The organism is Pseudomonas sp. AU11447, from assembly GCF_001672555.2.
In the GTDB taxonomy this organism is placed as follows: Bacteria; Pseudomonadota; Gammaproteobacteria; order Pseudomonadales; family Pseudomonadaceae; genus Pseudomonas; species Pseudomonas nitroreducens.
In genome coordinates this window covers 39,055-58,903 of the sequence record NZ_LZDG02000030.1, presented here as the reverse complement: position 1 = coordinate 58,903, position 19,849 = coordinate 39,055, and the positions used below count along the sequence as shown (strand labels likewise).

The following is a 19,849-nucleotide window of genomic DNA, read 5'->3' as shown; positions in this document are numbered from 1 at the left end:
CAGACCGGGCTGCTGGCAAGGCCTCAGGCGTGTTTGCCCGAAGCAGTCTCAGCCGGGACCGCGTACTGCGGTTTGAGCTTGCCGTCCTGGTCGAGCAGCCAGGCGTCCATGATCTCGCGCACTACCGGGCCGGCCACCCGCCCGCCGGCCTCGCCGTTCTCGATGGTCACCGAGACCACGATGGACGGATCGCTGGCGGGGGCGAAGCCGACGAACAAGGCGTTGTCGCGGTGGCGCTCCTGGGTCTTCAGGCGGTTGTAGCGCTCGCCCTGGCGGATCGCGACGATCTGCGCGGTGCCGCTCTTGCCGGCAATGCGATACTGCGCGCCCTGCCCCGCGGCGCGCGCGCCGCCGCCCGGATCGTGCATGACCAGCTGCATGCCGTAGTTCACCGCGTCCCAGTCGCGGGGATTGCTCAGGTGGATGTCGGGCATGGGATTGGCATCGACGACGTCTTCCCCGCCCACCGACTCAGCCAGGCGCGGACGGTGCCAGGCGCCCTTGCTGGCGATCAGCGAGGTCGCTTCGGCGAGTTGCAGCGGCGTCACCTGCATGTAGCCCTGGCCGATGCCGAGGATCACCGTCTCGCCGGGGAACCAGGCCTGGCGCCGGGTGGCGCGTTTCCATTCGCGGGACGGCATCAGCCCGGCGGATTCCTCGGCCATGTCGATGGAGACCTTGCTGCCGAGCCCGAAGCGGCTCAGGTAGTCGTGCATGCGGTCGATGCCGAGCTTGTGGGCGACGTCGTAGAAGTAGGTGTCGTTGGAACGCTTGATGGCCGTGTCGAGGTCGACCCAGCCATCGCCGCTGTGATTCCAGTTGCGGTACTTGTGGTCGAAGTTGGGCAGCTGGAAATAGCCCGGATCGAAGACCCGCGTGGCCGGCGTGATGGTGCCGGTATCCAGCCCGGCGATGGCCACCACCGGCTTGATGGTCGAGCCCGGCGAGTAGAGGCCGCGCAGCGCACGGTTGAACAGCGGCCGGTCGATGGAATCACGCAGTTCGGCGTACTGCGCCGAGCTGATGCCGTTGACGAACAGGTTGGGGTCGAAGCTCGGGTTGCTGACCATCGCCAGCACCTGGCCGGTATTCGGGTCCAGCGCCACCACGGAGCCGCGGCGATCGCCCAGGGCCTTCTCGGCGGCGACCTGCAGGTCCACGTCCAGGCCCAGCACGATGTTCTCCCCGGCCACCGGCGCAACCTTCTTCAGCACCCGCATGACGCGGCCCTGGGCGTTGGTTTCCACTTCCTCGTAGCCCACATGACCATGCAGCTGCGATTCATAGAAGTGCTCGACGCCGGTCTTGCCGACGTACTCGGTGCCGCGGTACTCGGTGCTGTCGAGGCGGGTGGCCTCGCGCTCGTTGATCCGCCCGACGAAGCCGACCGAGTGGGCGAAATGCTCGCCGTAAGGGTAGTGACGGACGAATTCGGCATCCACATCGATGCCCGGCAGCTTGTAGCGATTGACCTCGATGAGGGCGATCTGCTCCTCGCTCAGCTCATGCAGCAGGGTGACCGGCTCGAAGGGGTGGCGGCTCTTCTTCAAGGCCTTGTCGCACTGCAGGCGTTGCTCGGGGCTCAGGTGAAGAATATCGGTGACCTGATCGAGCACCGCCACCGAGTTGCCGGCGCGCTCGCGGGTCAGGGTGAGGTTGAAGCTCGGCAGGTTCTCGGCCAGCACCTTGCCATTGCGGTCGAAGATCAGCCCGCGCTCCGGGGGAATCGGCAGCACGTGGATACGGTTGTTCTCGGAGACGGTGGCGTTGGTCGCGTAGTCGGTGACCTGGAGGAAGTACATCCTTGCCACCAGGGTCACGCTCATCATGGCCACCAGCAGGCCGCAGGCGATCAGCCGGCGGTTGACCAGCGTCGACTCCTGCTGGTGGTCCTTGAGTTTGATCGGATCGTGCATCGGGAGATTCCAGAAGGTCCCCATCGATCCTGCGGAAAAGCGGTTCAACCACGCCGGGCGCGGGGGCTTTCCGATCGATGCGGCCTGTTTGCAGCGCAGTTGGACGGAAGAAGCCGGCAGCACCTGGCGCGGTGCAATCACGCGTCGTCTGGCATGCCGGCGCGGCATGGTACCAGACCGACAGGCCGGATTCTGACCGATAGTCGAGGCGTTGCCTTCGCGATCCCGCAAAGTTCGCCTGTAAGTGGAGCGCTGGCGCCAGGGCCTACCCTCTCCCTAACCCTGGCTGGGGATAGGGGATGCGCAGGTATGGACTTCCCGGCAGAAGACGGTTGCTCCTACGAAAATGGCAATGCCGGCGCCAGCTGGAGGAGCACGCATGGCCTGCTCCCGCAAGCGATGCCAACGCCTACCTCAGAGCCCGGCGATCCCCGCCCTGGCGACCTGTGCGTCCTGCTCGGCCCTGACGCCGGAAACCCCCACCGCGCCCACCACCTGCCCCGCCACCAGGATCGGCACGCCGCCCTCCAGGGAAGTGAGCAGCGGCGCGCTGAGGAAGGCGGTGCGGCCGCCGTTGACCATGTTCTCGTACTCGCGGGTCTCGCGCCGGCCGATAGCCGCGCTGCGGGCCTTCTCGGTGGCGATGTAGGCGCTGGCCTGGGCGCAGCCATCCAGGCGCACCAGCGCCAGCGGGTGGCCCCCGTCGTCGGCTACGGCAATGCAGACCGCCCAGCCCTGGCGCCGGGCTTCGTCGGTGGCGGCAGCGACGATGCGGGTGACGTCGAGCTGGTCGAGTACGGCTTTCTGTTGCATGAAATCTCTCTTGTGAATCGGCGCGCAGCGCCAAGTGGGAAGCCTGGAAAGTCAGACCACCGAGCCTTCCGGCGGCTGCTCCAGCACCGCCACGACCACCGCGCTGCCGACGATCAGCACGATGCCGACCAACGACAGCAGGCTGAGTACTTCGCCCCAGATCAGGTAGCCGAGCAAGCTCGCCCAGATGATGCTGGTGTAGGTGTAAGGCGCCAGGGTGGCCGCGTGGGCGCGGCGCACGGCGATGGTGAACAGCAGTTGGCCCAGCGTCGCCAGCAGGCCGAGGGCAAGCATCAGCCCCAGGTCCGGCAGGCTCGGCGTGCTCCAGGAAAACGGCAGCGTGGCGCCGGTCACCAGCGTGCCGACCACGGTGAAATACAGCACCGTGGTGGTCGAGTCGTCGGTCTCGCGGATGCGCCGGATCTGGATCATCGACAGCGCGCCGAAGAAGGCACTGGCCACCAGTAGCGCCGGACCAACCAGGCTGGCTTCGGCGTTGTCGGGCTTGACCACCATCAGCACGCCAAGGAAGCCGAGCACCGCCGCCAGCGCATTGCGCGGCAGCAGGCGTTCGCCCAACAGCAGCGGCGCCAGCACGATCACCAGCAGCGCCTCGGAATAGGCGATGGAGATAGCTTCACTCAGGGGCACATAGGGCAACCCGGCGAAGAACAGCGCGGATGACCCGAGCAGCGTCACCGCGCGAATAGTCTGCCCGCGCACGTCCAGCTGCCGCCAGCGCTGCACCAGCGGCCGCCCGCGCAGGCAGAGCAGGAAGGCCGGCAGCACGCCGAAGGCCATGCGGAAGAAGGTCACTTCGTTGGCCGGGTATTTCAGCGCCACGACCTTGGCCAGTGCATCCACCACGGCGAAGCAGAACATCGACAACAGCATCAGGCCCACGCTGCGCATGGCATGGCTGCGAGGGGCAACGAGGGTCAGCTGGGGCATGTCGTGTTCTCCTTCCTGCTCGGGGTGAATGTCCGTGATGAATGCCGGCGCTTCAGCGTGGGCTGAAGCGGCTGGCGAGGAACGGCGTCACCGGCACGCTGGTGACGACGTCGCTGGCCTGCTCGGCGAGCAACTGGCCGGTGATGGCGCCGAGGGTCAGGCCGATGTGGCCGTGGCCGAAGTTGTAGAACACCTGCGGCAGCCGCCGGGACGGGCCGAGCACCGGCATGCTGTCCGGCACCGAGGAGCGGAAGCCCATCCACTGCGACACCGGCTCGTGCTGCAGGCGCAGGAAGCGCCGCGCGCCACGGGTCAGGCAGCGGTAGCGCGCCGGGCTCGGCAGCGCTTCCAGTCCGGCGAACTCCACCGTGCCGGCCACCCGCAGGCCCTGTGCCATGGGCGTCATGTAGAAGCCGCCGGCGCCCCAGCACACCGGGCGATTGAGCACCTGGCCGGCATGGCCGAAGAGCACGTGGTAACCGCGCTCGGTGTCCTGCGGCACGGCATCGCCCAACTGGTCCACCAAGGTTCGCGACCAGGCGCCGGTGCACAGCGCCACGCGGTCGGCGGCCAGCCGCTCACCGGTCGCCAGTTGCGCCTGCACCGCGTCCCTGCCCTGCCCGGCCGGATCGATGCCCAGCAGCTCGCCGCGACGGAACTCGCCCCCCATGGAAACGAAGCGCTCGAACAGGCGCAGGCTCAACGCGTACGGATCGAGCGTGCGGCTCACGCCGGGCAGCTCCACGGCGCAGCTCGCGCGCGCGTTGAGCGCAGGTTCCAGCTCGCGCAACTCGCCGCCTTCGACGAAGCGGATCGGCACCTCGAAGCGCCGGTGGTAATCCACCATGGCCTGGGCGTCACCGCGTTCATGCTCCTCGAAGATGTACAGCGAGCCATCGTGGCGGATCAGGTCATTGGCGCCGGCCGCATCGAACAACCCCTGCCACGCCTCCATGCACGGGCGCAGCAGAGTGTTGAGGTCGTGGCCGATGGCCTCGACGCGATCACGCCGCGAAGCCGCCAGGAACCGCAACAGCCACGGCGCGATGCGCGGCAGGTAGGCCGGGCGGATCGCCAGCGGGCTGTCCGGGCGCAACAGCATGCCCGGCGCCTTGCGCCAGATGCCGGGCGTGGCCACCGGCTCCACCGAGTAGGTGGCGAAGGTGCAGGCGTTGCCGAATGACGTGGCCAGGCCCGGCGGATTGCGGTCCAGCAGGGTCACGCGGAAGTCGCGGCGTTGCAGTTGCAGCGCGGTGGCCAGGCCGACCACGCCGGCGCCGACCACCAGGGCGTGGCGGCGCAGGTCGTTGGGCTGGGTCATTTGCCGCTCATCACTCGGGTCCACAGGCGGGTGCTCATGCGCATCCCGGAGGGCGACAGGGTCTTGATCGGGAACAGGGTGTCGAGCACTTCCTGTGGCGGATAGACGGCCGGGTTCGCACGCAGTTCCGGCTTCACGTACTGGCTCGCGGCGGCGTTGCCGTTGGGGTACTGCACGGCGTTGGTGATGTTGGCGATCACCTCGGGCTGCAGCAGGTAGTTCATGTAGGCGTAGGCGTTGTCCAGGTGCGGTGCGCCCTTGGGAATCACCACGGTGTCCACCGCGATGGTGCTGCCTTCACGCGGCAGGCTGTAGCCGATCTTCACGCCGTTGCCGGCCTGCTGGGCAGTGGTCATGGCCTGCAGCACGTCGCCGCTGAAGCCGATGGCGACGCAGATGTTGCCGTTGGCCAGGTCGCTGACGTACTTGGACTGGTGGAAGTAGCGGATCGACGCGCGGATCGCCTGCAGCGCCGCCTCGGCCGCCTTGAAGTCGTCCGGGTTCTGGCTGGCCGGGTCGCGGCCGAGCACCTTGAGGGTGATGGGCACCATCTGGGTGGCGTTGTCGATCACCGCGATGCCGCACTGGGCGAGCTTCTCCGCATTCTTCGGATCGAACAGCAGTTGCCAGCTGCGGGTGACGTCGGTGTTGCCAAAGATGGCCTTGATCCTGTCCTCGTTGTAGCCGATGCCGACGGTCACCCAGAGGTACGGAATGGCGTAGCGGTTACCCGGGTCGCTGACCTCGAGGATCTTCATCAGCTTGGGGTCGAGGTTGTTCCAGTTGGGCAGCTTGCTCTTGTCCAGTTCCTGGATGGCGCCGGCCCTGATCAGCCGCGGCAGGAAGTGGTTGGACGGGCTGGCCAGGTCGTAGCCGCTGGCGCCGGTCATCAGCTTGGCTTCGGTGGTCTCGTTGCTGTCCACCAGGTCGTAGGTGGTCTGGATGCCGGTCTGCTTCGTGAAGTTCGCCAGGGTGTCGTCGGCGATGTAGCTGCTCCAGTTGGCGATGGTGACGGTCGGCGCCGCCTGGGTGGTGCCAGCCAACAGCGACAGGGCCAGGCCTGCCAGGGTCATGGGACGGTTGATCATGCTGCCCTCGGTTGTTGTTTTTGGAGATGGTCTGTACGGATGGTCGTGCGTGGGTAAAGCGATGGATCAGGCCTCGGCTCGCGCGCGGCGCACCTCCCAGGCCATGCGCAGCGAAGCGCCGATATCGAAGAACGGGCTGGGCGGCAGGTAGCCGGGGGTCGCCTGCGCCAGCACATCGGCCAGCACCGGCGAGCCTCCCCCTGTCGTCATCTCCACCAGCAGGCGCCCCCACAGGGTGCCGCGCGCCACGCCCGAGCCGTTGCAGCCGGCCACGGCATGCAGGCCCTGGTCGACGCGAGCGAAATACGGCTCGCCGGAGCGGGTGCCGCTCAGGTGGCCGGTCCAGCTGTAGGCGATGTCGGCGTCGACGATGCCGGGGAAACGCTTCTGCAAACCGATGAGATGGCGGCGACGGCGCTCGGCCAGCGCGCGGTTGTCGAGGTCGCGATGGCGGTACTCGACGGTGTTGCGGATCAGCAACCGGCGCCCCGGCAGCAGGCGCACGGTGCCGCCACCGGGCAACGGCGCGAGCACGCCCCACTGACGCTCGCCGAACAGCGACTGCCAACGTGGCTCATCCAGCGGGCGGGTAATGCTGGCGCTGAGTTCCAGCGGGAAGGCGCCGCTGTCGTGCAGGCCGGCGCGGGCGATGAATGCGCCCAGGCAGACCAGCACCTGCGAAGCCTGGACTTCGCCCTGGGCGGTGCGTGCCACCCAGCCCTGGCCGCTGCGGCGCAGGTCGGTCACGCCGCTCTGCTCGAAGATCTCCACTGACGCCGGCAGGCTGTCGGCCAGGCCCTTCACATAGCGCGCAGGTTGCAGCAGTGCGTTGCCGCCGGCGCAATGAATGGCCCGCGCATAGAACGCGCTGCCGAGCCGTTGCTCCAGCACGGCGCCCTCGTAGTAGCGAGCGTTGGCGCCCACCGAGGCCAGCGTGGCGAGGATGCCGTCGATATCGCCCAGGTGCTCGGCGCGGTGGGCGGCGAAGTGATAGCCGTCGTTGTAAAGCTCGCAGTCGATGTTCAGTTCGGCGACGCGCTGGCGGACCTCCTGCGCTGCCGCGATGCCGATGCGCGAGGCCACCTGGTAAGCGGCATGGCCGGGTTGCCCCAGGCGTTCGCCGGCCGCCGGCAACTCGTGGGCGACGACAAAACCGGAGTTGCGCGCGGAGGCGCCCTGGGCGATGCGCTGGCGCTCCAGCAGCACCACGCGCTGTTGCGGAAAGCGCGCCGCCAGTGTGTGAGCGGCGGACAACCCGGTGATGCCGCCGCCGATGATCAGCCAGTCCGCCCGCTGGGTTGCACTCAGCGTCGGCCGCGCGGGCAACTCGCCCGCCAGGGCGATCCAGCCGCAGTGATTGTTCATTGCCCGGCACTCCTTCACAATCCATGCGCCGGGCGTATCCAAGCGATTTCCCCGATGGCGCGTCATGACCAGAATCTACGGGCAGTAGCGCTGGGCGCACCAACGCTCATTTTTCATCCTTGTATTCGCAAAACGCATAGATTGTGGATGGACGATTCATGGACAAACTGCTGCGCGTTCCCTCCCTGCAGGCACTGCAAGCGCTGGTGCACGTTGCCGAATCCGGCAGCTTCACAGCGGCCGCGCAACAGCTGCACCTGACCCAGAGCGCCATCAGCCGGCAGGTCCAGCAACTGGAGGAGTACTACCGTGTGTCGCTGTTCGACCGCACCAGCCGCAAGGTGGCGCTGACCGACGCCGGCCGCGAGGTGTACACGGTGGCTGAAGGCATGCTGCAGCAGTTGCTGCGCCTGGAGGAACGCCTGGCGCCGGCCTCGGCGGACCGCCCCTTCCGCATCCGTATCTTCGTCTCGCTGGCGGTACGCTGGCTGCTGCCGCGCCTGAGTTCCTTCTACTCGCGGCACCCGGAGCTGTGCCTGTCCATCGAGACGGTGGGCGGCGAAGTGGTGGACGATGGCGGCGACTGCGACGCCTACGTGCTCTACCTGCCCAGCGGCAGCGACCCCCAGGGCCGTGCGCTGACGCCGCTGTATGACGAATACCTTATCCCGGTCTGCGCCCCGCGCCTGGACGGCGGGCAGGAGCCGCCGCGCTCACTGGAGGAACTGGCTCGCCACCCGCTGATCCACGCCTCCAGCGGCGGCCTGGAATGGCCGCAGTGGCTGCGCGCGCAGGCCGCGCCACCACCGGCGCAGTTCAAGCACATGCTGTTCAACCTCGACGACCTGGCGCTGGACGCCGCCACCCGCGGCCTGGGCGTGGCCATGACCGACCGCATGCTGGCCCACGACGCCCTGCAGCGTGGCGACCTCATCGTGCCTTTCGGCGAAGCGCTGAAGACCGGCGGCCGCTACGCCCTGTGGCTGCGCGACAGCGGCGCCGCCCACCCAGCCTGCCAGGCGGTGCTCGACTGGTTCGAGGAGCAGCGCAACCAGTTGCAAGCTTGACCCGAGTTCAGGTCAGCTCTCGTGGAATCTCGCTGCACAGGCCCTCTACCGCCTTCCAGGCGGTATCCCGCGCGCGAGTCAGTACGGCCTGTTTCCACTGGTCGGTGTCGACGTAGAAGGCATCGCGCAGCTGCTGCTTGATCCGTTGCGCCGTTGCCACCGGCGCACCGGGGTTGCGGTGCAGCCACTGGTCGGCGCGCAGCGCTTCGAGCACTTGCGAGCCGGGCACGGTGCCGAACTCCAGGCTCATGGAGATCAGCAGCGCCTGCGGGCACTCCTCGAATGCCGCGTGGACCAGCTTGCCGCTGAGCTTCACCGACACGCTGTTGCCCTCCTCCGTGGAGCGCACCTCGTCGCCCCACCAGGCGCGGGCGCGGAGCAACGCTGCGGGGCGCGGATCACCCGAGTAGATGTACTCGCCGTAGCCGGTCGGACCGAGGCCGGTGTGCACGTCGATCCAGGCTATTTCGCGGCATTGCCGGCCGTGCTGGCGCAGCACCTGGCGCACGGTGCGGTTGCTCCAGGTCGGCTGAGTGCCCGAGAAGAACAGCCCATCGGGATGACTGGCCTGGCCGGAGGAAATCGCCCGCTGCAATTCCCAGCGACCATGGCGCAGTGCATAGCCGAGCAGCCGCAGGCGCCCCAACGGGCTCGGCCAGCGACGGGGCGCGAGTACCGGGTCCAGGCGCGCATAACCGGGGTTCTCCGGGGCCGCCTGGGTGAAGTCGCGGAAGTTGCGGTTGAGGTCGACGTTCTCCTGGGTCCAGCGGCGCCACCAGGAAAAGCCATGGGGGTTGGCGGCATGCAGGTAGAGCACCGCGCAATCGTGGCGCAGCGCATGCTCGCGCCATTGGGCGTCGGCGAGCAGTGCGCTCTGCACAGCGGAGCCACAGAAACCTTCGACGCCATGGCAGCCGCTGCTGATGATCAGCAGCCGCTGCGCATCGGGCGCGCCTTCGCGGGCGACGTCCAGCGCCAGCGTCTCGCCATCGCGCCCGGTTAGCGGATGGACATGGGACTCCACCAGCAGGCCGGCGGCCGCGCAGGCATCGAGGAACCTGCTGCGCGCCTGGGCGTAGCTCTGGGAGAAATATGACGATGCTTTCATGGAGACTCCGGCCGTTTCGTGGGGCATCTGGCGGCCGGCAGGATGCATCAGCGCGGCGGCACGGAGTAATGATCTCTACACATGAGCATTGAAGCTGGTTATGCCGGTCAGGCTTCCGCGGTATTGAACGCCGCCAGCACTTCCTCGGTCAGCAGACGGGCCTCGCGGGTCATCAGCTCCTGCGGCCGGGTGACCATCGAGATGCTCGCCACCGGTGGCGTCTCGGCGATCTGCAGGGGTACCAGTGCCTGCGCCACCATCGGCAACTGGAGCATGCGCTGCGACCAGAAGCTCACCGCATCGGTGCTGGCCGCCAACTCCAGGTAGAGCAACGACGAGGAACACTCCGTTATGCGCTCGGGCGGCGCCACCTGGCGCTCGCGAAAGAACTGCCCGGCCAGGGCGACTTCCAGCGGGTCGGACAGCAGCCACTCCTGATCCAGCAACTCGTGCAGCGAACGTGCGCCCGCCAGCGGGTGCCCCTTGCGCACCGCCAGCGCCGAGGGCTGCGGCGCCAGTTCGTGCCAGACCTGCCCGGCGGCGGCTTCCTGCGCTGGCTGGGTGGTCAGCACGAGGTCCAGCCGCCCTTCCTTCAGTCCTTCGAACAGTTGCACCGAGCGCAGCTCGAATATCTGCAACTGCACGCTGGGGTAGAGCTCGCGATAGCGCTTGAAGCAGTTGGCGAAGGCGCGGCTGGGCGTCACTGGCGACACGCCGATGGCTACGCGCCCCGCCGCCTCGCCCTTGAGTGTGTCGATCTCGTCGCGCGCACGGCGCACTTCCTCGGTCACCAGGCGGGCCATGCTGACCAGCCGCTCGCCATAGGCCGTGACTGTCACGCCGCGGTTCGAACGCACCAGCAGCGGCACGCCCAGCTCGCCTTCGAGTTCCTTCACCGCCTTGGACAGCGACGGCTGGGTGACCTCCAGCAGCCGCGAAGCCTCCTGCAGGCTGCCGCTCTCGGCAATGGTGCGCAGGGCGCGCAATTGGTGCAGTTTCATGGCGAGATCCGGCCCGTTCCTCGAAGTCGCGCCACCTTAACCAGTATCGGCTGCGCAGGAAAGAAGCCGGGGCTCGGCCGCGGCTCCTCCCGGGCAGGCGATCACTCCGCCATGTTGAGGTCAGGCAGTTGCTGCTGGAACATGCGCGTCGCACTGGCGAGGCAGATGAACCCCAGGCACATCCAGCCGAAGCCGATCAGGAAGGACATCCCCGACAGGCTCGACCAGAGCCAGATGGTGCTGAGGAAGCCCACGGCCGGCAGCGCCCCGTAGCGCAGGTAGTTGCCCTTGCCGGTGAGGCGCTCATCGATCAGGTAGTGCTTGATCACCGCCAGGTTGACCGCCGAGAACGCGAAGAGCGCGCCAAAGCTGATCATGTTGGCGACGGTATCCAGGGTGACGAACAGGGCGATCAGCGACAGCAGGCTGATCAGGATGATTGCGTTCGCCGGCACGCGTTTCTTCGTCACCAGCTTGCCGAATACACGGGGAATCGCCCCATCCCGGCCCATGGCGAAGAGCACGCGGGAGACGCTCGCCTGGGACACCATCGCCGAGGCGAAGCAGCCCGCCACGTAGGTCGCGGTGAAGAAGGTCACCAGCCACTCGCCGCCGATCCGGCGCAGCACGTCGAGCGCCGCGGAATCGGCATCGGTGAGCGCCTGCCACTCGGGGAACACCAGTTGGCCGAAGTAGGCCATGACGATGAACAGCACGCCGCCGATCAGGGTTACCAGCATGATCGCTGCGGGAATCTGCCGGCGCGGCTCCGGGGTTTCCTCGGCCATGGTCGAGACGGCATCGAAGCCGAGGAAGGACAGGCACAGTACCGCCGCACCGGACATCACCAGCGGCAGGCTGAAGTGCTCGTCATAGAACGGCTGGACCAGCGCCACCGGCTCCGCCTGGGCACCCAGGTGGCTCAGCGAGAGCGCAATGAACACCACCACGAAAACCATCTGCGCGACGATCAGCACCCAGTTGACCCGGGTGATCGACTCGATGCCGACGAGGTTGAGCAGGGTCACCAGCGCGATGGACCCGAGTATCCACACCGACAGCGGCACGGAGGGGAAGTAGTCGGTCATGTAGATGCCGATCAGCAGGTAGCTCAGCAACGGCAGGAAGATGTAGTCCAGCAGCAGCGTCCAGCCTGCCATGAAGCCGAAGGCCGCGCCGAAGGTCTTGCGCGTGTAGCTGTAGACGGACCCCGAATACGGGTGCGCCTGCACCATGCGCCCATAGCTGTAGGCAGTCAGCAGCATGGCCGCGAGGGTGAAGAGATAGGCTGTTGGCAGATGCCCCTTGCTCATCCGGGTCACCAGGCCGTAGGTGGTGAAGACGGCCAGCGGCACCATGTAGGCGAGGCCGAACAGCACCAGCGCCGGAATCCCCAGCGACTTGCGGAAACTGCGCGACGACGGCGATGGGTGATGGGCTGGATGGGCAGGCAAGGACGTAGCGGAAGCGCTTGTTGTTTTTTTCATGGCTGACTCATGGACTGCGAGCCTCTGGGCTCGTTGGACTGGAACGGCGCGATGCCGGTCGAGGCTTCCTGCGCAGCGGTCGGATGCCCGATGACCTCAGCCGAAGCCAAGCCTCGGGCAGCCGCTGCCGGAGGAACTCAGCGGGGGTCGATCGGGGCGGCCCGGCAAGCGTGCGGGGCCAGGGAAGCCGGGAGGTGGAGCATGGCAACAGCCCCCTCCCGCAGTGCGAGCCGAGGGGCGCCGCTCAGTGCGTCATCGATGGATGTCCGTGCTGCAAAACACTGCCGCCACTCGTTGAACGCTTGCACCTGGGCACTCCTGCTGGCCGCCTCGAAGGACGTTGTTGTTGGAATGGGGCGGCATGGTGCTTCAGCTTTTCGCGGAGGAAAATTAGTAAAAATATTTTCGAGGCCAATGAAAAAAATGGCCGTGCATTGCGGAGCCGGCGACCGGTTCCGCTGTCGGACGCGATGGCTGGCCGTCAGCCCGGGCAACCCGATCCAGGCACCGGATGCTCGCCATGACACCTGCCTCATCGACCACGCCAGTCCGATTTCCGCGGGGATCGGCCACGGCTGATGTACCATGCCGCGCCCCAACCTGCGGCGAACCCTTTCCCTGGCTGCCTATGTCCTCCAACGCGCTGTACACCGACCTGTCCTCCTACTACGACCTGATGTGCGCCGACATCGACTACCAGGCGCAGAGCCACTGCGTGCGCCGCCTGCACCAATTGTTCGGCAACCAGGGGCACAGGCACCTGGACCTCGCCTGCGGGACCGGGCCGCACGTGCGCCACTTCCTCGACTTCGGCTACCAGAGCGCCGGCCTGGACATCAACCAGCCGATGCTGGACATCGCCCGGCAGCGCTGCCCCGAGGCGCACTTCAGCCGGCAGGACATGGCCAGCTTCCGCGTCGACGCGCCGTTGGACCTGATCACCTGCTTCCTCTACTCGATCCACTACAACCCCGGCGTGGAGCAGTTGCAGGCGTGCCTGGCGAGCGTGCACGCAGCCCTCGCGGACGGCGGCGTGTTCTGCTTCAACAGCGTGGACAAGGGGCAGATCGACAACCGCTCCTTCGTGCGCCATTCGGTCGAGCACGAGGGTAGCCAGTTCACCTTCGGTTCCGGCTGGTACTACAGCGGTGCGGGCGAGCGCCAGGCGCTGCGCCTGAGTATCGAGAAGATCAGCGCCGGCGACACCCAGGCCTGGCAGGACGAACACGCGATGGTCGCGGTGACCTTCGCCGAGCTGCAGCGGCTGCTGGAGCCGCTCTTCGAGGTTCAGGTCTTCGAGCACGACTACGAACGGATCACGCCCTGGACCGGCAGCTCAGGCAACGCGCTGTTCGTCTGCGTGAAGCGCTAACGAAGGCCATGGTATTCGCCGCGGCGTGAGCGACTGTGCTGGCCGCTCGACGAGGAATACGCAACCACGCCACCGGCCAGCGTGCTGATCGTCAGCGGATCTTGCCCACCGGCGTGAAGTTACCAGTGAGATGGCCGCCCACCGGGTTCTTCGGCTTGTACTGGGCATCGTGCTTGAGGCGGTCCTCCACGCTGGGATCGATCGCCTCCTGGCCAAAGGGCGTGTTGCCGATATCCCGGTAATACGGCGGGGTGAGCTGGCTGTAGGCGCCGCCCAGGAACTCCTTGTAGGAGTTGGTGATGGGCTGGGTGGTGGTGGGCAGGCTCGGGGTCTTGCCGGTATCCACCGCCAGGCCGCACTCGATCGCCTTGTTGACCATCCACACCAGGGCGATGTCCGACAGGCTGTTGTCTGGGTAGCCACCGCCGACGTTGGCGTGCGCACCGGAGAACCAGACCTGCTCCACACGCTGGTTGGGCTTGCTCTTCGGGTCCCACAGCGTGCACTGGTAATTCTTGCGCCACTCGTCGATGGCCAGCGCCTGGAAGGCGTTGTGGACGATCGAGCTGAGCTCGGTGTCATGGAACTCGTAATAGGCCTTGTTGAACCAGTCGAAGGATTCCAGCGGCACGCCCAGGGCACCCACGGTATCCCAGATGCCGAGCATGTGGATGGAGATCACCCGCGAGAAATTGTCCCGGAACAGCTTGGCACTGTCGGAATCCGCGCCCTCGTCGCGGGTCCGGTACAGGCCGTAGGCTTCGTTGGTCAGGTCGATGTGCTCGGGCTTGAGCAGGCCGGCATTGCGGATCAGCCCCACCAGGCTGCGCGCCGTATAGGCCCCACGGCTGAAGCCGAACAGGTAGATCTGGTCACCGGCCTCATAGGTCGTGACCAGTTGCCGGTAGCCATCGAGGATCTTCTCGGAAAGCCCCACGCCGAAGGCCCCGCCCGCGAGACGGTCGTACCACGCGGTGCCGACACCCTTGTCGTACCACTTGTCCTGCGTCGTGCCGTCCTTGTCGGTGGGCAGGATGGAAGCATGCAGCTTCCACACATTGGTGCTTTTACTGCCCTTGATCTCGGACTTCGCGTCCGGCGTGTTCCAGGTTCCGTCGAAGGAAATGATGATTTTCTTGGGCATGCCTTTTCTCCAACGCCAGTCGTTCTGGCTGCTCGAAACTTCCCGCTCCGTTGCTGCTTTCGCAGGCGAGGTTCAAACCGGAAACACGAGTGGAGAAGGCCCTCGCAAGAATGCACGACGGATGACTTTTCATTCTGAGCAAAGGTCCGAAGCCCCTTCGTCGGTATCGCCCTCGATGGGCAACTGTAGTTGCCCATCGGCAGGGCTGCATCGCCGCACGGCGGACTGCGCTGACGGGCGATCCCGGTGCGCTGATTCGCCCTGAGTGACGAACAACGGCTACCAGTCGGTCGACGCTGACGGTTCGGAAACCGAAGCCGAAAGCACGGCCTCCTCCCGGCACCTTCTCCCGCTCGCCCGGCACTCGATTGCTTCGACGGAATTTATGATGAAAAAACCAATATTGACGTATTCGTCATTTTTGATAGATTCCGCTCCACCCGGATCAGCAGGATCCGGGCTACTCCCCACGGACCCGGATCTCCCAATGCATAACAACAATGAGTTCCTCCCCGAATCGGTCGACGTGCTGGTGGTCGGCAATGGCCCGGTCGGCGCCACGCTGGCGGCCCTGCTGGGCCGCTACGGCGTGGACAGCCTGGTGATCGACAAGACCCACGACATCCTGCCCATGCCGCGGGCCATTGCCCTGGACAACGAAGCGCTGCGCATCCTCCAGCTCGCCGGGCTGGAGGAGGATGCCTTCGAGACGGTGGTGATTCCCCAGGTAAAGATGCACTGCCCCATCGTCGGCCAGTTCGGCCAGGCCAATACCAGCGGCCGCATCGACGGCCACCACAAGCTGGTGACCTTCTACCAACCCGACCTGGAGCAGGCGATGCGGCGGCAGGCGCAGCGCTATGGGAACCTGCGTTGCCGGGGCGGCCTGGAGCTGCAGGACTTCACCCAGGACGACAGCGGAATTACCGCCACCCTGCTCGATGAGCGCGGCCAGTCGCACCCGGTTCGCTGCCGCTACCTCGTCGGCGCAGACGGCGCGAGCTCGCGGGTGCGAGGGCTGATCGGGCAGGAGTTCAACGGCCAGAGCTACTCGGAGGATTGGCTGATCGTCGATGCCGGCGCGCGCCAGGGAAAGGCCATCGACCACGTCGAGTTCCTCTGCGACCACCGCCGGCCTACACCGCACATGCCCGCCCCCGGCGGCCGCGAGCGCTGGGAGTTCATGCTGCGCCCCGGCGAAACCCGTGACGAGATGGAAGACCAGGAACGCATCCGCTCCCTGCTGGCGCCCTGGATCGAGCCCCAGCAGTTGAAGATCGAGCGCCAGGCGGTCTATCGCTTTCACGCTCGCTGCTGCGAGCGCTTCCAGCAGGGCCGGGTGTTCCTCGTCGGCGATGCCGCGCACATTACCCCGCCCTTCGTCGGCCAGGGCCTGGTGGCCGGCCTGCGCGACGTGGCCAACCTCGCCTGGAAACTCTCCTGGGTCCTCCAGGGGCGTGCCACGCCGCGAATACTCGACAGCTACGACCAGGAACGCCAGCCCCATGCCCGCGAGATGATCGACCTGGCCAAGCTCATGGGCCGCCTGGTCATGCCCGGCAATGCCCTGGCGGCCATCCTGATCCACGGGTTCATGAAAACCCTGCGGATCATCCCGGCGGCACGGCGGCACCTCGAGGACCTCGACATCAAGCCCAGGCACCGCTTCCGCCGCGGCCTGTTCATACGCAGCCCGCGGCGCGCGCGGCTGGTCAGCGGCGGGCTGTTTCCGCAGGCCTGGGTCCGCCATGCGGGGCGCATCTGCCTGAGCGACCAACTGCTGGGCGATCACCTGCAACTGGTCGGCCTGGGCACCGACCCGCGCCGCTGGCTCGACGCCACGCAGCAGAGGCAATGGCTGGAACTGGGTGGCAGCTTCCTGCAGATCGGCCATGCCCGCGACGACAGCCGTGCGGATTTCGCCGAGACCCTCGACGGCGCCCTGCTGACACCCTGGCCGGCCCCGGCCCTGGCGGTGGTACGGCCGGACCGCATCATCATGCACCAGTGCCGCCCCGAGCAGGCTGGCGACCTGCTGCAGCACTGCCAGGCGCTGCTGCGGGCATGAGCGGGTACCGGTCGGCCATGGGCTTCCCGTATCATCGCCGCAGCCCCGCAGCCGACGACCCGCCATGACCGACCGCCCCCCCTGCGAAGACCACAGCGAGCCGCTCACCCGCGGCCACAAGAAACGCGCGCGAACCCGCCAGGGCCTGCTCGATGCGGCCCTGCGGGTATTCGCCCGGCAGGATATCGCCGCAACGGTGTTCCAGGACCTGGCCGCCGAGGCCCAGGTGTCCACCGGCACCATCTACAACTACTTCAAGACACGCGAGGAACTGGCCGAGGCGGTGGGCATCTCGCTGGCCGGCGACTTCTCCGAGACCATCAGCCAGCTCAGCGCCGGCATTTCCAGCGGCTCCCGGCGGCTGGCAATCGGCGTGCGCATGTTCGTCCTGCACGCACAGTCCGACCCGCAATGGGCCAGCGCGCTGTTGCGAGTGATCCACTACGACCAGGCCATGCACTCGACGCTGGCCAACCATGTTCGCGAGGACCTGCGCGGCGGCCTGGCCGAAGGCGTCTTCAGCTATGCCGATGAAGATGTGGCGCTGGACCTGGTAATTGCCGGCGCCACCGGGGCCATCCGCGCCACCCTTGAGGGTCGGGCACCCGAAGGCCAGGACGTGCTGCTCAGCGAAATGCTCCTGCGCGCCCTGGGCGCCACCCCCGCCAGGGCTTCGAAGATTGCCGCCCTGCCCTTGCCGCAGGGCGGCTGACCCGCGTCAGCCCTGGGCTACCCAGCGCCGGTAGCGGCGCGACTGCTTGCGCAGCTTCAACTGGTTGCCGATCAACGCCAGCAGCGGCGAAGTACGCGGATTGGTCGGGCGCCCCTGGCTGAGCAGCACCAGCTGTTTCTTCACCACCGACTGGGTTGCCACCGCGGCGAAGGCCTTGTTCTTCCACGCCACGACTATCGGCTCGACCCGCGCGCCCTCGCCGGCCTGCCAGCGCCTGGGCAGGGCTGGATCGACGGCCAGGGCCGTGGCCATCCCCACCATGGCGACCGCCCCCTGCAAGGCGCGCTCGGCGACCTCCCGCCGGCGGATGCCTCCCGTGACCATCAACGGCATGCGTGCCGTGGCGGCGATACGCTCGGCGAACTCCAGGAAGTACGCTTCCCGCGCCAGGGTGCTGCCGTCGCGGGTCTGCCCCTGCATCGCCGGGCTTTCGTAGCTGCCGCCGGACAGTTCGACCAGGTCCACGCCCCGCTCGTTGAGCAGGCGCACCACGGCCTCGGCATCCTCCGCCGCGAAACCGCCGCGCTGGAAATCGGCGGAGTTGAGCTTCACCGCCACGCAGAAATCAGGCGCTACCCGCGCGCGGATCGCTTCCACCGTACGCAACAGGATGCGCGCACGATTTTCCAGGCTGCCGCCCCAGTCATCCTCGCGCCGGTTGCTCAGCGGCGAGAGGAACTGGCTGAACAGATAGCCGTGTGCAGCGTGTACCTGTACCCCGCTGAAACCGGCGCGTTCGGCCAGCAGCGCGGCATTCAGGTAGCGCTGGATCAGCCCGTCGATCTCCGCGCCGGTGAGCGCGCGCGGCTGGGCGAAGACATTCTTCAGGCCGGGAATATCCACCGCGATGGCGGAAGGCCCGAGGGCCGGCTGGCCCAGATCGGCCATCAACTGGCGGCCCGGATGGTTGATCTGCATCCAGGCGTGCGCCCCATGGCTGCGACAGGCCTCGGCCCAACGCCGGAAGCGCGGCAGCAGGCGCTCGTCTTCCAGCACCACGCCGGCCGGGCCGGTGAGCGCGCGGCGATCGACCATCACGTTGCCGGTGATGATCAACCCGGCACCGCCCTCGGCCCAGCTTCGATACAGACGCAACAAAGTGTCGCCGGGCGCGTGGTCGGCATCGGCGAGGTTTTCCTCCATCGCCGCCTTGGCGATGCGGTTGCGGATCACCTGGCCATTGGGCAGACGTAGCGGCTCGAACAATTGACTCATGGCTTCAGTCCTTCAAGTGTTGGGCCAGGGCGGCGAACGGCTTGCCGGCGCTGCGTCCCAACCAGTGCAAGGTCGACTCGGATTCATGCGGCAATGCAATGGCCACCGCTTCGCCCGGCGCGGCGAAGCGCGGGAACAGGCTCAACGCGTGCCCACGACCAATGCCAGCGAGATCCGCCGTGCTCCAGACGCGGCTGGCGGCAAGCGTGCTGACCTGCTCGGCCACCAGCGCCTGCGGCGCGAACGGGAAGTCGCTGCCGAACAGCACCTGGCCGGGCTCGACCAGCTCGCGCAGCACCACCATGGACGGTGCGGCCGGTGCCAGCGCAGTGTCGAAATAGAAGCGCCGAAGGTAGGTCATCACACCCAGCGGCGCCTGCTCTGCGAACTGTGGCAAGGCGTTGGCCAACGACACCCGCCAGGCCGCATACGGCAGGAAGCCGCCGGCGTGGGCGAGTATCCAGCGGATGCGGGGATAGCGCTCCAGCGTGCCGCTGAGGATCAGGTTCACTGCCGCCCGCGTGGTGTCGCAGACGAACTCCAGCAGGAAGCCCGGTGCCGCCAACCCCAGCGTCTGGCTGCTTGGGTGCAGGTTCGGGTGGAGGAAAACCGTCGCCCCGCGTTGATCCAGCTCGGCCATCAACTCGTCGAAACGCGCATCGCCGAGGAACACGCCGTCATTGCTGGCCAGCAGCACCAGGCCATCGGCCTTGAGCACATCCAGCGCGTGGAGCGCCTCGCTGCACGCCACTTCGGTGGCCGGCAGCGGCACGCAGGCGAAGCTGCCGAAACGCCCGGCATGCTGCTGGCCCAGCTCCGCCGCAAACTCGTTGCAGCGGCGCGCCAGTTCGGCGGCGGCACGGTCGTTGCCGAACCAGACACCGGGCGACGAGATCGAGGTGATTGCGGTCTGCAGCCCCTGCCCGTCGAGCAGCTCCAGCGAACGCTGCGCCGACCACTCCGGCAAGGCCACCCCCGCCACCTTGTCCAGCCCCTGGCGACGCAACGCTTCGGCGTAGAACGGCGGCAGGATGTGGTGGTGCACGTCGATGCGGCCGGGCGCCGGTGGCGACGGGCGCTGCGCGGGCGCAACGGCATCGGAGGGAGCACCTGTCGGCGACAGGGCTGGCAGTTCAGCGGCCAGCAACGAGGCGCTGGCGAGTACGCCGGCGCCCATCACGAATTCTCGGCGATTCATGC

Annotated in this window: 16 protein-coding genes; 4 read left to right on the top strand and 12 right to left on the bottom strand. The window is 67.2% G+C overall.

Going from position 1 to position 19,849, the window contains the following annotated elements:
- Positions 1–23 precede the first annotated feature (23 nt).
- From mrdA to A6723_RS08925, 6 genes are all read right to left on the bottom strand, one after another.
- Positions 24–1,916 (bottom strand): penicillin-binding protein 2, encoded by a 1,893-nt coding sequence (gene mrdA / locus A6723_RS08950; protein WP_054908517.1) that lies wholly within the window; start codon positions 1,914–1,916, stop codon positions 24–26.
- 414 nt (positions 1,917–2,330) lie between these two features.
- Positions 2,331–2,729: a heme-binding protein gene (locus A6723_RS08945; protein ID WP_054908516.1), complete on the bottom strand. Its 399-nt coding sequence runs from the start codon at positions 2,727–2,729 to the stop codon at positions 2,331–2,333.
- A 51-nt stretch (positions 2,730–2,780) separates the two neighbouring features.
- Positions 2,781–3,680, bottom strand: coding sequence for a DMT family transporter (locus tag A6723_RS08940; RefSeq protein ID WP_054908515.1), 900 nt, complete (start codon positions 3,678–3,680; stop codon positions 2,781–2,783).
- A 52-nt stretch (positions 3,681–3,732) separates the two neighbouring features.
- Complete coding sequence (locus A6723_RS08935) at positions 3,733–5,001, bottom strand: FAD-binding oxidoreductase (RefSeq protein ID WP_054908514.1); 1,269 nt, start codon at positions 4,999–5,001, stop codon at positions 3,733–3,735.
- Entirely contained in the window at positions 4,998–6,089 is a 1,092-nt protein-coding gene (locus tag A6723_RS08930) for a polyamine ABC transporter substrate-binding protein (protein WP_054908513.1), read from the bottom strand. The genes A6723_RS08935 and A6723_RS08930 overlap by 4 nt, the downstream gene beginning before the upstream one ends.
- Positions 6,090–6,155: 66 nt before the next feature.
- Positions 6,156–7,454, bottom strand: coding sequence for an FAD-binding oxidoreductase (locus tag A6723_RS08925; RefSeq protein WP_054908512.1), 1,299 nt, complete (start codon positions 7,452–7,454; stop codon positions 6,156–6,158).
- A gap of 158 nt (positions 7,455–7,612) precedes the next feature.
- Between A6723_RS08925 and A6723_RS08920 the strand changes: the two genes are divergently transcribed.
- The gene (locus tag A6723_RS08920; RefSeq protein ID WP_054908511.1) at positions 7,613–8,521 is read left to right on the top strand and encodes a LysR substrate-binding domain-containing protein; all 909 of its coding nucleotides are present in this window, start codon (positions 7,613–7,615) and stop codon (positions 8,519–8,521) included.
- 7 nt (positions 8,522–8,528) lie between these two features.
- Here the strand turns inward: A6723_RS08920 and A6723_RS08915 are convergent, their stop codons facing one another.
- From A6723_RS08915 to A6723_RS08905, 3 genes are all read right to left on the bottom strand, one after another.
- Positions 8,529–9,629, bottom strand: a complete 1,101-nt coding sequence (locus A6723_RS08915) for a M14 family metallopeptidase (RefSeq protein WP_054908510.1) — start codon at positions 9,627–9,629, stop codon at positions 8,529–8,531.
- A 107-nt stretch (positions 9,630–9,736) separates the two neighbouring features.
- The gene (locus A6723_RS08910; RefSeq protein WP_054908509.1) at positions 9,737–10,630 is read right to left on the bottom strand and encodes a LysR family transcriptional regulator; all 894 of its coding nucleotides are present in this window, start codon (positions 10,628–10,630) and stop codon (positions 9,737–9,739) included.
- Positions 10,631–10,731: 101 nt separating this feature from the next.
- Entirely contained in the window at positions 10,732–12,117 is a 1,386-nt protein-coding gene (locus A6723_RS08905) for an APC family permease (RefSeq protein WP_054908508.1), read from the bottom strand.
- 628 nt (positions 12,118–12,745) lie between these two features.
- Here A6723_RS08905 and A6723_RS08900 point away from each other — a divergent pair.
- Positions 12,746–13,489: a class I SAM-dependent methyltransferase gene (locus A6723_RS08900; protein WP_054908507.1), complete on the top strand. Its 744-nt coding sequence runs from the start codon at positions 12,746–12,748 to the stop codon at positions 13,487–13,489.
- A gap of 91 nt (positions 13,490–13,580) precedes the next feature.
- Here the strand turns inward: A6723_RS08900 and A6723_RS08895 are convergent, their stop codons facing one another.
- Positions 13,581–14,633: a DUF2235 domain-containing protein gene (locus tag A6723_RS08895; RefSeq protein WP_054908506.1), complete on the bottom strand. Its 1,053-nt coding sequence runs from the start codon at positions 14,631–14,633 to the stop codon at positions 13,581–13,583.
- Positions 14,634–15,120: 487 nt separating this feature from the next.
- Between A6723_RS08895 and A6723_RS08890 the strand changes: the two genes are divergently transcribed.
- Both A6723_RS08890 and A6723_RS08885 read left to right on the top strand, forming a co-directional pair.
- Positions 15,121–16,701, top strand: a complete 1,581-nt coding sequence (locus tag A6723_RS08890) for a bifunctional 3-(3-hydroxy-phenyl)propionate/3-hydroxycinnamic acid hydroxylase (RefSeq protein ID WP_054908505.1) — start codon at positions 15,121–15,123, stop codon at positions 16,699–16,701.
- Positions 16,702–16,765: 64 nt separating this feature from the next.
- Positions 16,766–17,413, top strand: coding sequence for a TetR/AcrR family transcriptional regulator (locus A6723_RS08885; RefSeq protein ID WP_054908504.1), 648 nt, complete (start codon positions 16,766–16,768; stop codon positions 17,411–17,413).
- Between the two features lie 6 nt (positions 17,414–17,419).
- On the opposite strand, the gene A6723_RS08880 is transcribed toward A6723_RS08885, so the two are convergent.
- Positions 17,420–18,649, bottom strand: a complete 1,230-nt coding sequence (locus A6723_RS08880; protein ID WP_064979617.1) for an NADH:flavin oxidoreductase/NADH oxidase family protein — start codon at positions 18,647–18,649, stop codon at positions 17,420–17,422.
- 4 nt (positions 18,650–18,653) lie between these two features.
- Positions 18,654–19,847 carry an amidohydrolase family protein gene (locus A6723_RS08875; RefSeq protein ID WP_256235519.1) on the bottom strand — a complete coding sequence of 398 codons (1,194 nt, stop codon included), beginning with the start codon at positions 19,845–19,847 and terminating at the stop codon, positions 18,654–18,656.
- Between the last annotated feature and the right edge of the window lie 2 nt (positions 19,848–19,849).